The following is a 12,248-nucleotide window of genomic DNA, read 5'->3' as shown; positions in this document are numbered from 1 at the left end:
CCGGGAGTTTGTAGGAGGGGAGAGGCGCCCTTGCACCGTCCGAACACCAGTCACATCACGAGGAGTTGTCCGTTCATGGCAGGGATTCAGAAGTATGTCGTGGCCGCCGCGGTCGCCGCCGCGCTGATCGGCGCGCCCACGGCCGCGTACGGCGTCTCACCCGGGAAGGCGGCGCACGCCTCCGCCCCGTCGGCGCCGGTCATCGTCCGGTCGGCGCACGCCACCCCTCTCTCGGTGGCGAAGACCGCTCCCACCGCCCGGATCGTCGCCCCCGGCGAGCACGTCGTGGCGCCCGGAGGCGCCGAGTTCTGGCTCACGGCGGAGGGCAAGCACTGGACGATGCCCGGCGACCCCGATCCCCTTTTCACGAGCGTGGTCGACGGCAACATCGACCTCCACACGCCCGGTGTCTCGGCGTACACCGAGGTCTCCGCCGACGGCCACGCCACTCTCTCCGGCGTGTACTACGGCGGCACGGGCACCGCCTCGCGCGTCACGGTGCGGACCACCGCCGGGACCCTGCACGGCAAGCTCCTGGAACTCGCGGGCCATCCCGGCTGGGGCGTCTGGTACGTCAGCGCCGACCTGCCGGCCGGCAGCGTCGACGGCTTCGAGGTCCGCCACATCGTCGTCCGCGACACCGAGGGAGAGGTCTACTCCCGGCTGGACCTGAGCTGAGCACGCGGGCAGGGGAGCCGGGCCGCGCAGGCTCCGGCTCCCCTGCCCACCGCACCACCCCCCACGCACCCGACCCGAGGGACCGCAGGTCGTGCCGCACAACCTCACTGCCACCTCCCCAGTCCACGCCGACAGTGGTGACTTCGCCGCGTACGCCGGTGCTGCCTGGCCCCGCCTGGTGCGCACCGCGCACCTGCTCACCGGCGACTTCCACGACGCCGAGGATCTCGTCCAGACCACGCTGGCCAAGGTCTACGCCCGCTGGCGGCGCATCCCGAGCGACGACGTCGACTTCTACGTACGCCGCTCGCTGGTCAACAACAACATCAGCCGGACCCGCAAGAGACGGGTCGCGCAGCTCCTGATGCCGTTCGTGCCCGAGCGGGCGCACCAGCGCGATCCCGGACACGCGGAGACCGTCACCCAACGGGCCGCTCTGGACACCGCGTTGGCCGCGCTGTCGGCACGGCAGCGCGCGGTCCTGGTGCTGCGCTACTGGGAGGACCTGGGCGAGGCCGAGACGGCTCAGCTGCTCGGCTGCTCGGTCGGCACCGTCAAGACCCATGCCCGGCGCGGCCTTCAGGCGCTGCGCACCCACCCGGTGTTCGCCGGCCGCCACCCCGTCTCCGGAGCACGCTCATGAACCTCTCGTCCCGTTCCGCGCGCATGTCCGCCGAGGCCGAGCGGCTGCGCGAGGTGTTCGCCGACGCCGCGTACGACATCACACCCTCCGCCGTGCCGCTCGTCGCCATCGAACGCGAGGGCCGCCGGCGCCGGCGCCGCCGCAGGACCGTCGTGCTGGGGGCCGCCTGCGGCGCGCTGCTCGTGCCGCTCGCCGTGGTGGGACTCCACGACGGCGCCGGCCTCGGGTTCGGCGAGTCGGCGAGCTCGCCCGCCGCCCAGGGCCACAGCGCGACCCCCTCCCCCGCGGAGACCGCCGGGCGGGTGCGGGTCGTGGCATCCGGCGAGCGGGTGCGGGTGGCCTCCGGCACCGAGATCTGGCTGACGAAGGAAGGCTCGCACTGGACGGAACCGGGCATGCCCGTCCAGTCGCACGGCATCACGAGCGCCTACCCCGATCCGAGCACCCCCCGCGTCTCGCTCCAGGCGTCCTACTGGAACGACGGCCGCACGCTCTTCTCCGGGGTCTTCCGCGGCTCGGGCGAAGTGGCCCACGTCGAGGTCACGACCGCCGCGGGAGTCGTCCACGCCACCGCCCTGACCCTCGCGGGCAGGCCCGGCTGGGGCGCCTGGTACGCGGTGACCTCGGCGCCGCCCACTCCGGCGCCGGACAACGCGCCGTCCGTGGATCCCCTGAGAGTCACGGTGTACGACAGCTCGGGCGCGGTCCTGGCGAGCCAGGGGTACCGACCGTGAGGGGGCTGCGAGGCGGCAGGGGCCCGCATGGTGTGCGGGGCTCGCGAGATGTGACGGGCGTGCGAGGTGTAGGGGGCTCACAAGGTGTGACGGGCTTGCGTGGTGAGCGGGGCTCGCGAGATGTGACGGGTCTGCGAGGTGTACGGGGCTCACAAGGTGTGACGGGTCTGCGAGGTGTAGGGGGCTCACAAGGTGTGACGGGTCTGCGCGGTGTGCGGGGCACACGAGGTACGAGGGGTCCGCGAGCCGTGCCGGGGACGCCGTCCTGGAGGGGGACGCGGGCCGAGAGCGCCGCTCCCGGGCACGGCGGGCGTCCGGGCGCCCGCGTCCGGTCCGGCCTCGGCCGCATCGTCCGCGCCCGGCGCGTGAAGGCCCGCCGCACCCGCGGCCGCCGGCTGCGCCACACGCTGACCGCCCTGCTCGTCCTCGTGCTCACGCTCGTCGGCGCGGGGCTGGTGGCGTACCGGCTCACCGGGATTCCCAAGCCGCACCCGGAGACGGCGATGCAGAGCACGGTCTTCACCGACACCCGGGGCGACTATCTGGGGCGGCGCGGCCCGGTGGACCGGCAGGAGGTCCCGCTCTCCCAGGTGCCGCGCTATGTACAGGAGGCGGTGATCGCCGCGGAGAATCGTTCCTTCCGTACGGACACCGGGATCTCGCCGACCGCGATCGCCCGGGCGGCCTGGTCGACGGTGAGCGGCGGCGGCCGGCAGGGCGGCTCCACGATCACCCAGCAGTACGTGAAGAACGCCCTGCTCAGTCCCGAGCAGTCGCTGTCCCGCAAGGCGCGCGAGGCTTTGATCGCGATCAAGCTGGACCGCACCGTGTCGAAGAACGAGATCCTGGCGGGCTACCTCAACACGGTCTACTTCGGCCGCGGTGCCGCGGGCATCCAGGCCGCCGCGCGCAACTACTTCGGCGTGGACGCGTCCGCGCTGTCGGTCAGTCAGGGCGCCGCCCTCGCCGCCGTCATCAACATCCCCTCGTACTACGAGAAGGCGGGCTCGGACGCCGCGGTGACGGCGAAACTGACGCGCCGCTGGGAGTGGGTGCTGGACGCGATGGCCGACAGCGGGGCGATCACGCCGGCCCAGCGCGCCGCGGCCCGCCTCCCCGCGTTCCGCTTCTATCCGCCCGGGGCCACGGACGGCCAGCGCCAGTATCTGATCGACGCCGCCTCCGCGGAGGCCGCCGACCGGCTCGGCATCACCCGGGACGAACTGGCCCGCGGCGGTTACACCGTCCGCACCACCTTCGACCTCGCCGCCCAGGACGCGGCGGCGGAACCGGTCGCCGACCCGACGGGCGCCAAGGGCGTCGTCCTGCACTCCGCGATCGTCGCCCTGGTGCCGGGCGACGGCGCGGTCCGGGTGCTGTACGGGGGCGCGGACTACGCCCGGCAGCCGTTCAACGACGCGCTGGCCGGAGCGGTGGAGGCGGGCACGGCGCTGGAGCCGTTCACCCGGGTGAAGCTCCGCCCGCCGCTGACCGCGCTCGTGAAGCGCGCCGCGCCCACTCCGCTCTCGCTGGCCGCCGCGTACGCCGCGGCGGCGTCCGGTGGCACGTACGCCGAGCCGTACACCGTCCAGCGGATCACCCGGGACGGCCGCACCCTCTACACCGCCCGCCCGCACACCCGCACCGCGATGGACCCGTTCTCCGCGCGGCTCGTCGCGAAGCTCCTGCACTCCGCCGGCGGGTCCTGGGGCGTGTTCACCGGCGGCGCCGGAACCCGCACCCTGTGGCAGACCATGTACGACGCGAAGCTGTCCACCACGGTCGCCCTCTTCGCCCAGCATCCCGCCCACGGCCGGCACCCGGCCCGTATCGCCCAGCTCCCGTCGACGGCGACGAACACGGCCGCCAATGTCGTGGCGGGCGTCATGAACCGGCTGGATCCCGTCATCGTGTGGCCGAATCAGGGCGCCAGGGCGACATCCGGGGGCTGACGGGAGGACAGGCCGCGTACACCGAGAATTAGGTTCAACAGCCAACTGTCCGCTTCATGAAGATCGCATCCCTCGCCGGAGTCGTCCTCGCGCTCACCGCCGTCTCCGTGACCGCCCCCGCCGCCTCCGCCGCCCCCGACCACCGCGGACCGTCCCACGCCCCGGCCCACGCCGCCTCCCAGCGCATCCCCTTCACCTCCGCGACCGTCACCGCCGGTGACGACGGTTCGTACCGCATTGTGTGGCGGGCCCCCGGGGTGCGCCAGGTGGTCGTGCGCGCCGCCGGGCGGGTCGTCGCGCGGGGCGGCGCCACGGGCGACGTCACCGTGCGCGGGCTGCCCGCCGCCGACCGGCAGTGGTTCGACCTGGTCCCGGAGCGCGGCGGCTCCCTGCGCCTCGCCGACCGGCTGATCAAGCTCGACGGCGCGGTCAACTTCCGTGACGCGGGCGGCTACCGCACCACCGACGGCCACTGGGTCAAGATGGGCGAGATCTACCGCTCGGACGCCCTGAACAAGCTCGGCGACGCCGACCTCGCGAAGCTGAAGCGTCTCGGCATCCACGCGGTGTACGACCTGCGGATGGAGTCGGAACGTGCCTCCGGCCCCGACCGTGTGCCGGCCGGCGCCTCCTACACCGTCGCCGACGTGCTCGCCGGGTCCCCGACGTTCACCTCCCTGCCGGCCACCGAGGCCGACGCCGTCAAGATGATGGTGGACGGCGAGAAGTTCATGGTCAGCGGCGACACCGCGCGGGCCGCCTACACGACCGTCTACGCGGGCGTGGCCGCAGGCGACGGGGTGCTCTACCACTGCACCGCCGGCAAGGACCGCACCGGCTGGTCCAGCGCGGCGCTGCTCACCGCCCTCGGCGTCCCGCGCTCCACGGTGATGAACGACTACCTCGCCAGCAACACCTACCGCGCCGCCGCCAACGCGGCCACGCTCGCGATGATGCCCCCGGCCCAGGCGGCCGTCTACAAGCCCCTGCTCGACGTCCGCCCCGAGTACCTCAACTCCGGCTTCGACGAGGTCCACGCCCGGTACGGAGACTTCTCCGGGTACCTGAGGAAGGGCCTGCGCATCGACTCCGGGGAACTGCGCGACCTGAAGCGCGAACTCCTGGTGGGCTGATCCGGCATCCCCCGTTCCGGGGGTGGTGACCGGGGTGTGTGCCGGCGCACGCCCCCCGGGGAACCGTTCGTGGCACCGCCCCGCGACGGCGGGTCCCGCCCGTCACGGACCCGCCGTCGCGGCCTGTCCGGTGCACCACAGGCTCGCCCGGTGAACGGCCCCGCGCGGCGGAAAGATCGCGGAACCGCCGCCCCGACGGCTGACCTCATGGAACGCGGGGCCTGCCGGGCGGGGACCGCGCACCGGGGTCCCCGCCGACCGTGTCGCGGAGCGGTCCGGGACGGCGAGTCGGAGCGGGATCGAGACCATCAAGCCCTACCGCCCGCCGGAATAGGGCCCATACTGGAATCACGATGAGTAAATCCTCCGCGCCCCGGCGCCACCTGCCCACCAGCCCCTTCGCCGCACCCGTCGTCCCCGTGGCCAAGGAGTTCAGCCTCGGAGACCGCGTCTCCCACGACCAGTACGGCCTGGGCACGATCGTCGGCGTCGAAGAGGGCATCGCGATGCTCGTCGACTTCGGCGCCCGCCAGGTCCGCGTCCTGAGCCCCTACTCCCGGATGGACCGGCTCTGACGCACCCGCAGTGATGTGACACCCCGGCCCGCCACCTCAGCCCGCGGCAGCCCCACCACAGGTTGCCGGGGCCGCGGTGCGCGGCCGTAGAGGCCGGCCACGTGCGTCACCCATGGCCGCCCGGCACCACCGTTCCTCCCCACCCCCTGTACTCCGAACTCCGAACGGCCCACACCGCATGCCTCCCGCCGGGCCCCGGCCGAGGCCAGGTCCGATGACCTCTGCCGCGCGTGACGAGCTGCCGTTCGACGACGTCGTCACCCCTCGCGCGGTTCCAGACCCCCGGTGCGGTAGACGTACAACGGCGCTCTCACCCACCGCGCCCTGCCGGTCCACCACACCTCGAGGCTGCTCCGTGTCGCTTCGGCCCTCAGCCCTGTGTCGGGGCGGGCGACTTCCCCGCGAGGACGTCCGTCAGACGGTTCGTGCCCGCCTTGACCGCCTGATCGGTGGACTGGTGTTCGGTACCGGAGAGGCCGCCGTTGGTGAGGGACAGCGCGCTGTCGCCGACCTGCACGGCGGCGAAGTCGAGCGTCAGGGTCTCGGGGTCGCCCTCCAGCTCACCGCTCATCGTCACCCGGAGCCCCTGGCGGGCGTCGCCCACATCCGGAAGCACGGTCGAGACGACCTGGACGGTCTGCCGGTCGCCCGTGCCGTTGACGGCCGTGAACTGGTCACAGATGTCCGGCAGCGTGCTCAGCCACTTCAGTTGCGCGTCCAGCGAGCTCTTCCCGTACGAGGCGACCTCGTAGCGCATCTGGGCGTCGTTGTCGCTGTCGTCGAAGCCGGTGACGGCACTGGCGCCCTGCGGCTTGCCGAGCAGGTTCTCGGCGTGCAGACCGTCCAGCAGCTTCTGGCACTGCTTGGCGTTCGCCTTGTCGGTGATGAAGTCCGCCTCGTCGACCTTGCTCTTGAGCAGCGCGTCGTTCCAGGCCGCCACGCCCTTCGACTCCTCCCACTGCGCACCGAGGTCGGAGTTGGTGATCAGCGCGGACTGGGCCTCGGTCTTGGTGAGCTCACGGACGGAGGCGGAGGGCGAGGGCGAAGCGGCGCCGGACTCCTCGACGACGGGGGAGGCCGGGACGGTGGACGCGGTCGCGGGGGACGCGGGGGCGTCCGTAGGGCCGGAGACCGAGCCGTCGCCCCCGCCGTTCGAGCAGGCGGCCGTCGAGAACAGCATCCCCGCGGTCAGGGCGGACGCGAGGAGACAGGACGGACGGTTCATACGGAGGCCTCCCGAGGACGGTCCCGAGGTCGGGCTGTGTCCCTCCACGCCATCACCGGCCGGGGTCTCCCACCAGCGCACCGGGCCGTCCGGGTGAGGGCGGCGCGCCGATGTCACCGGGCCGATGCCGGGTGCCCCCGGCCGGTACCGGACGGGATCTGCCAAAGTGGAAGGTGATGCACGCGCCCCAGGGAAGCACCATGAGCCCCACCGACCGGTTCGACGACGACGACTACCCCGCCTACACGATGGGCCGCGCCGCCGAGCTGATCGGCGCCACCCCCGCGTTCCTGCGGGCCGTCGGGGAGGCCGGACTGATCACGCCGCTGCGCTCCGAGGGCGGCCACCGCCGTTACTCCCGCAATCAGCTACGGGTCGCGGCCCGCGCCCGGGATCTCGTCGACCAGGGCACGCCTGTCGAGGCGGCCTGCCGGATCGTGACGCTGGAGGACTGTCTCGACGAGGCTCTGCGGATCAACGCGGAGCTGCGCGGGTCGACACCGCAGGACGCCTGAGCGGGACGTCAGAGGCCCTCGGAGGCCGTTTCTCGGCCGGTTCCGGGATATCTGCTTCGGCCAATACAGAATTTGGTGCACGGGCCCGCGAGGTTTTGATATTCCCCACGCCCGGGTGAGATAGTGCGCCCCCTTCGAGGCCCGTAGCGTGCTACTGTCGATTTCAGTTGCAGTTGTGGTTCCCAAAGTTTTTCCGGTGCATTCCGGTTGGGGTAATCATCACGGCGACGCAGGTCCACACAGTGTGGACCTTCGAGCTTTGCCCCGAAGGAGATTTGACATGGCTACTGGCACCGTGAAGTGGTTCAACGCGGAAAAGGGCTTCGGCTTCATCGAGCAGGATGGCGGCGGCGCCGACGTCTTCGCTCACTACTCGAACATCGCCACCTCCGGCTTCCGTGAGCTCCAGGAAGGCCAGAAGGTGACCTTCGACGTCACGCAGGGCCAGAAGGGCCCGCAGGCGGAGAACATCGTCCCCGCCTAGTCCGGGACACCGGATGGCCGGCGTCCGCACCGCAAGGTGTGGGCTCCGGCCATCTGTTTTTTGCGGTCATTGAAATGGCGATGAATTTTCGGCGTCTTCTGCCCCTTTTCGGCGGCGCCGAACTCCGCTCATCGGTTCGACCGCGCCGAACGAATCGGCCCCGCCCGCCGATGGCGTAAGCCCCGTCGCTACACCGCCAGGACCGCGCGGACGGTCTTGCCGCCCGGGCCCGTGCTGACGACCTCCAGGCTGTGGGCGAGCTGCTGGACCATCGCCAGGCCCCGGCCGCTTTCCGATTCCGCGTCCAGCACGCCCACCTGCGGCCGTCCGGGACTGTCGTCGTGGACCTCGACCGTCACCCGCCCGTGCCCCAGTTGCAGACGCAGCCTGCAGCCGCTGCGGCCGTAGCGCACCGCGTTGGCGACGAGCTCGGAGGCGATCAGCGTGGCATCGTCCACCTGGTCCGCGGTCGGCGACGCGAGCCGCGGCCGCGGCCGGGTCAGAAAAGCCGTCGTCAGCTTGCGGGCCCTGCCCGCCGAGACGGCCGTACGCGGCAGTGTGTACTCCACGCGGGCGGTCGGCCGGACGGTGCGCTGGTGCGCACGCATGACTGACACCTCTCTTCCCCCTCTCAGGACAACCAGCACCCGGCCGACGGCTCCTCCCCGTCGACCGGGACCCCGCGCGAGACGATGCGCGGCCGGTCCTGCCCTCGGGTGATGCCCCACCCGGGCGATCCGCAACCAACGACCCGCGTCACAAAGCCGCCACGGGCTTCGCGCGGGCTGCGCACGGGTCTCGCGCGGGCCTGTTCAGCGTCCCGAGTCCAGCAGGTGGAAGTCGTCGTAGTCGAAGCCGGGCGCCACCACGCAGCTCACCAGAACCTCCTCGTCGCCGGCCGGGCGGGCGGACTGCCAGACACCGCCGGGAACGAGTGCCTGGGGGCGCTCGCCCGCCTCGACACGCGGGCCGAGGCGGACAACCTGCGGGGTGGACTGGGGAGTTGTCCCGTCGCCGCCGAGCAGCACGTCCAGCGGGCCGCCGCGGTGCCACAGCCACAGTTCGTCCGAGCGGACGGTGTGCCAGGCGGAGGTGTCGCCGGGCGCGAGGAGGAAGTAGATGGCGGAGGCCGCGGCGCGGGGGCCGGGGTAGCCGTCGGGCCGGAAGGCCTGCGGCGCGGTCCAGGTCTCGACGAACCAGCCGCCCTCCGGGTGAGGTTTCATGTTCAGGGCGGCGGCCAGTTCCGGAATCCCGGTATCAGGAGAAGTCACCCCCTGCCTCTATCACGCGGTCGGAAGGGGGTTCAACCAACTCCCGGTGGACACACGCGGATGTCTGACAGGGTGTGGGTCATGGCGACCCTTCACAGAAAGCTGCTAGGTCTGCTTCCCCGCGTAGGGGTGCAGGTGCTGGACCTCGGATCGGGAGCCGCGGTGGTCTACCGGCGCGGTGTGCGCAGACGCGTCGCGCTGGGCAAGGGCGCCGATCTGGTGCTGCGCGGGCGGACCGTGGCGTGGAAGCACGTCCCGCTCGGTGGCACCGGCGCCCGTCTCCTGCTCGACGAGAAGGAGACGGCGGCCGACGAACGCAAGTTCCAGCTCTCGGCCGCGGCCTATCTCTGCGGGCAGCACGTGACCGCCCTGCTCGACCGGTACGAGGTGAACTGCGTCTTCGACGTGGGCGCCAACTCCGGCCAGTACGGGCGCCAGTTGCGCCGCCTCGGCTACACCGGCCGGATCGTCTCCTTCGAACCGACCGCGGAGGCCTTCGGCAAGCTCCGGGAAGCGGCCGAGGGGGACCCCGACTGGCAGGTGTACCAGGTCGGCCTCGGCCGGGAGGACGCCACCCAGTCCATCCATGTGGGCTGGAACACCATGAACTCCCTTCTCCCGCCCAGCGATTACGGCAAGGACCGCTACAAGCGCTTCGCCAGGACCCGTACCGAGGAGATCGAGGTCCGCCGTCTCGACGGGATGATGGACAAGGCACTCGCCGGGATCACCGACCCCCGCCCCTACTTGAAGATGGACACCCAGGGCTACGACCTGGAGGTGTTCGCCGGCGCCGGAGAGCGCGCCGCGGAGTTCGTGGGGATGCAGTCGGAGGTCGCCACGCTCAGGCTGTACGAGGGCAGTCCCCGGATGGCCGAGGCCGTCGCGGTCTACGAGGAGAGCGGCTTCGAGATCACCGGCATGTACCCGGTGTCGCGGGAGGAGGCGACCGGCCGGGTGGTGGAGTTCGACTGCGTGATGGTCCGCGCGACGGCTGTCCCGGCGGGGAAGTAGCGCCCCGGACGGGCGGTGCGGTGGCGGGTGCCCGGCGGTGCTCGTGGCGGGACAGCCCTCAGGCCGGATAGGCGTGTGTCTGGGCCGCTTTCACCGTGGCCCAGACGGCGGCGCCCGGACGCAGGTCGAGTTCCGCCGCGGCGACCGTCGTCAGGTCGGCGGCGAGCGGGAGTTCACCGGTGAGTGCCGCGCGGATCTGGTCGCCGTGCGTCTCCAGACCACCCACTCGGCACTGCCACAGGTTGCGGGCGCTGGAGCCGGTGGGGCGGTCGCGGTGGAGCGTGACGGCGCTCGGCGGGAACGCCACGAAGACGGGCCCGTCGAGCGACTCGGTCGTGGTGATCGCCGGGCCCGCCGCCAGCCGTACGGTGTGGCCCCCGGCCTCGCCCCGGTAGAGGTTGAGGCCGACGAGCTGGGCGATGTAGTCGGTGCGCGGCCTGCGGGCGATGTCGGAGGGGCTGCCCTCCTGGACGACGAGGCCGTCCTCGACGACCACGAGCCGGTCGGCCAGCACCATCGCGTCCAGCGGATCGTGCGTCACGAGGACGGCGACGGCCTCGAAGTCGGCCAGATGGTGCCGGAGTTGCGCCCGTACCTCCAGGCGCGTACGGGCGTCCAGCGCGGCGAGCGGTTCGTCCAGCAGCAGCAGCCGGGGGCGGGTGGCGAGGGCGCGGGCGACGGCGACCCGTTGCGCCTGCCCGCCGGAGAGCCGGCGCGGTCTGGCCCCGGCGTGGTCGGCGAGACCCATGCGCTCCAGCCACGCGGCGGCCTGGGCCCGCGCCTCCGCCTTGGGCACACCCTGACAGCGCGGCCCGAAGGCCACGTTGTCGAGCGCGGACAGGTGCGGGAAGAGCAGATAGTCCTGGAAGACGACACCGACGGGGCGGGACTCGGGCGGCGTACGGTCCAGGGAGACGCCGTCCAGCCGCAGCCGGCCGCCCTCGGACAGCGGGGTGAGCCCGGCCAGCGCGCGCAGCGCGGTGGTCTTGCCCGCGCCGTTCGGGCCGAGCAGCGCGACGACGTCACCGGGGGCGACGGAGAGGTCGATGTCGAGGCGGAACGAGCCGCGCCGGACGACGAGACGGGCGTCGAGGCCCTTGTCGGTCGTGGGGTTCACGCCCGTCGGGACGTCCGTCATGATGTCCCCGCCGTCATCCAGCGGTCCCGCAGACCGGCGAGAACCGCGATCGACACCGCGAGCAGGACGAGGCTCAGCGCGATCGCGGCGTCGGGGTCGCTCTGCAGGGCCAGATAGACGGCCAGCGGCATGGTCTGGGTCCGGCCCGGGAAGTTGCCCGCGAAGGTGATCGTCGCGCCGAACTCGCCCAGCGCGCGGGCCCAGGCCAGGACGGAACCGGCGGCGATGCCCGGCGCGATGAGGGGCAGGGTGACCCGGCGGAACGCGGTGAAGCGGGAGGCGCCGAGGGTCATGGCGGCCTCCTCGTAGCGCGGGTCGGCCGCCCGCAGGGTGCCCTCCACGCTGATCACCAGGAAGGGCATCGCCACGAAGGCCTCGGCCACGACCACCCCGGCCGTGGTGAAGGGCAGCGTGATCCCGAACCACGAGTCGAGCAGCTTCCCGGCGACGCCGTTGCGGCCGAGGGCCAGCAGCAGTGCGACACCGCCCACCACCGGGGGCAGTACGAGCGGCAGCGTGACCAGGGCCCGGACGAGCCCGCGCCCGGGGAACTCCGTACGCGCCAGCAGCCAGGCGAGCGGCACCCCGAGCAGCAGGCACACCGCGGTGGCCGCCGTGGCGGAGAACAGGGACAGCCGGAGGGCCTGCCAGACCTCGGGCTTGGTCAGCTGCTGCGGCAGGCTGCGCCAGGGCGCCCGGACGAGCAGCGCGAGGAGCGGGAGCAGCAGGAACGCGAGCCCGACGAGGGCCGGCAGCAGGAGGGGAAGCGGCGCCGCGCCCCGCACCCGGCCCCGCGTCCGGCCACGCCCGCGCCGCGGCCCACCGGTGAGGGTGTCGGCCGCGGCGTCGGACTGGTCGAGCGAGGTCACGGAATCACTCATGGCTT

At 72.5% G+C, this 12,248-nt stretch carries 14 protein-coding genes; 9 read left to right on the top strand and 5 right to left on the bottom strand.

Going from position 1 to position 12,248, the window contains the following annotated elements:
• The first annotated feature begins 75 nt into the window (after nt 1–75).
• The 6 genes from ACIQRL_RS08510 to ACIQRL_RS08485 all read left to right on the top strand — a co-directional run bounded on the left by ACIQRL_RS08510 (nt 76) and on the right by ACIQRL_RS08485 (nt 5,715).
• The gene (locus ACIQRL_RS08510; RefSeq protein WP_401328824.1) at nt 76–678 is read left to right on the top strand and encodes a hypothetical protein; all 603 of its coding nucleotides are present in this window, start codon (nt 76–78) and stop codon (nt 676–678) included.
• A 91-nt stretch (nt 679–769) separates the two neighbouring features.
• Nucleotides 770–1,321 carry a SigE family RNA polymerase sigma factor gene (locus tag ACIQRL_RS08505; protein ID WP_401328822.1) on the top strand — a complete coding sequence of 184 codons (552 nt, stop codon included), beginning with the start codon at nt 770–772 and terminating at the stop codon, nt 1,319–1,321.
• Nucleotides 1,318–2,055 carry a hypothetical protein gene (locus tag ACIQRL_RS08500; RefSeq protein ID WP_401328819.1) on the top strand — a complete coding sequence of 246 codons (738 nt, stop codon included), beginning with the start codon at nt 1,318–1,320 and terminating at the stop codon, nt 2,053–2,055. Before ACIQRL_RS08505 ends, ACIQRL_RS08500 begins: the two co-directional genes overlap by 4 nt.
• Before the next feature lie 248 nt (nt 2,056–2,303).
• A complete protein-coding gene (locus ACIQRL_RS08495; RefSeq protein ID WP_401328816.1) occupies nt 2,304–4,007 on the top strand; it encodes a transglycosylase domain-containing protein in 1,704 nt (567 codons plus the stop codon).
• A gap of 56 nt (nt 4,008–4,063) precedes the next feature.
• Entirely contained in the window at nt 4,064–5,140 is a 1,077-nt protein-coding gene (locus ACIQRL_RS08490) for a tyrosine-protein phosphatase (RefSeq protein WP_401328813.1), read from the top strand.
• Between the two features lie 353 nt (nt 5,141–5,493).
• Complete coding sequence (locus ACIQRL_RS08485) at nt 5,494–5,715, top strand: hypothetical protein (protein ID WP_329300745.1); 222 nt, start codon at nt 5,494–5,496, stop codon at nt 5,713–5,715.
• Between the two features lie 370 nt (nt 5,716–6,085).
• On the opposite strand, the gene ACIQRL_RS08480 is transcribed toward ACIQRL_RS08485, so the two are convergent.
• Nucleotides 6,086–6,940 (bottom strand): hypothetical protein, encoded by an 855-nt coding sequence (locus ACIQRL_RS08480; RefSeq protein ID WP_401328810.1) that lies wholly within the window; start codon nt 6,938–6,940, stop codon nt 6,086–6,088.
• A gap of 176 nt (nt 6,941–7,116) precedes the next feature.
• Here ACIQRL_RS08480 and ACIQRL_RS08475 point away from each other — a divergent pair, with 176 nt between their 5' ends.
• Nucleotides 7,117–7,455 (top strand): MerR family transcriptional regulator, encoded by a 339-nt coding sequence (locus ACIQRL_RS08475; RefSeq protein ID WP_389072283.1) that lies wholly within the window; start codon nt 7,117–7,119, stop codon nt 7,453–7,455.
• 280 nt (nt 7,456–7,735) lie between these two features.
• Nucleotides 7,736–7,939 carry a cold-shock protein gene (locus ACIQRL_RS08470; protein WP_020871138.1) on the top strand — a complete coding sequence of 68 codons (204 nt, stop codon included), beginning with the start codon at nt 7,736–7,738 and terminating at the stop codon, nt 7,937–7,939.
• A 188-nt stretch (nt 7,940–8,127) separates the two neighbouring features.
• On the opposite strand, the gene ACIQRL_RS08465 is transcribed toward ACIQRL_RS08470, so the two are convergent.
• A complete protein-coding gene (locus ACIQRL_RS08465) occupies nt 8,128–8,547 on the bottom strand; it encodes an ATP-binding protein (RefSeq protein ID WP_401328805.1) in 420 nt (139 codons plus the stop codon).
• A 204-nt stretch (nt 8,548–8,751) separates the two neighbouring features.
• Nucleotides 8,752–9,210, bottom strand: coding sequence for a cupin domain-containing protein (locus tag ACIQRL_RS08460; protein WP_401328802.1), 459 nt, complete (start codon nt 9,208–9,210; stop codon nt 8,752–8,754).
• Nucleotides 9,211–9,291: 81 nt separating this feature from the next.
• Between ACIQRL_RS08460 and ACIQRL_RS08455 the strand changes: the two genes are divergently transcribed.
• Nucleotides 9,292–10,224, top strand: coding sequence for an FkbM family methyltransferase (locus tag ACIQRL_RS08455; RefSeq protein ID WP_401328799.1), 933 nt, complete (start codon nt 9,292–9,294; stop codon nt 10,222–10,224).
• A gap of 58 nt (nt 10,225–10,282) precedes the next feature.
• On the opposite strand, the gene ACIQRL_RS08450 is transcribed toward ACIQRL_RS08455, so the two are convergent.
• Together ACIQRL_RS08450 and modB are read right to left on the bottom strand one after the other, a co-directional pair.
• Nucleotides 10,283–11,362: an ABC transporter ATP-binding protein gene (locus ACIQRL_RS08450; RefSeq protein WP_401328796.1), complete on the bottom strand. Its 1,080-nt coding sequence runs from the start codon at nt 11,360–11,362 to the stop codon at nt 10,283–10,285.
• Nucleotides 11,359–12,243: a molybdate ABC transporter permease subunit gene (gene modB, locus ACIQRL_RS08445; RefSeq protein WP_401328793.1), complete on the bottom strand. Its 885-nt coding sequence runs from the start codon at nt 12,241–12,243 to the stop codon at nt 11,359–11,361. Before modB ends, ACIQRL_RS08450 begins: the two co-directional genes overlap by 4 nt.
• Between the last annotated feature and the right edge of the window lie 5 nt (nt 12,244–12,248).

The organism is Streptomyces sp. NPDC091209, assembly GCF_044757755.1.
Classification (GTDB): Bacteria; Actinomycetota; Actinomycetes; order Streptomycetales; family Streptomycetaceae; genus Streptomyces.
The sequence above is the reverse complement of the archived record's forward strand: the minus strand, read 5'-3'. Positions and strand labels throughout refer to the sequence as shown.

Coding starts and splice junctions, on each gene's coding strand:
- ACIQRL_RS08490 (WP_401328813.1), top strand. CDS start 4,064: ATGAAGATCGCATCCCTCGCCGGAGTCGTCCTCGCGCTCACCGCCGTC.
- ACIQRL_RS08450 (WP_401328796.1), bottom strand. CDS start 11,362: ATGACGGACGTCCCGACGGGCGTGAACCCCACGACCGACAAGGGCCTC.
- ACIQRL_RS08480 (WP_401328810.1), bottom strand. CDS start 6,940: ATGAACCGTCCGTCCTGTCTCCTCGCGTCCGCCCTGACCGCGGGGATG.
- ACIQRL_RS08465 (WP_401328805.1), bottom strand. CDS start 8,547: ATGCGTGCGCACCAGCGCACCGTCCGGCCGACCGCCCGCGTGGAGTAC.
- ACIQRL_RS08455 (WP_401328799.1), top strand. CDS start 9,292: ATGGCGACCCTTCACAGAAAGCTGCTAGGTCTGCTTCCCCGCGTAGGG.
- ACIQRL_RS08485 (WP_329300745.1), top strand. CDS start 5,494: ATGAGTAAATCCTCCGCGCCCCGGCGCCACCTGCCCACCAGCCCCTTC.
- modB (WP_401328793.1), bottom strand. CDS start 12,243: ATGAGTGATTCCGTGACCTCGCTCGACCAGTCCGACGCCGCGGCCGAC.
- ACIQRL_RS08470 (WP_020871138.1), top strand. CDS start 7,736: ATGGCTACTGGCACCGTGAAGTGGTTCAACGCGGAAAAGGGCTTCGGC.
- ACIQRL_RS08500 (WP_401328819.1), top strand. CDS start 1,318: ATGAACCTCTCGTCCCGTTCCGCGCGCATGTCCGCCGAGGCCGAGCGG.
- ACIQRL_RS08510 (WP_401328824.1), top strand. CDS start 76: ATGGCAGGGATTCAGAAGTATGTCGTGGCCGCCGCGGTCGCCGCCGCG.
- ACIQRL_RS08475 (WP_389072283.1), top strand. CDS start 7,117: ATGCACGCGCCCCAGGGAAGCACCATGAGCCCCACCGACCGGTTCGAC.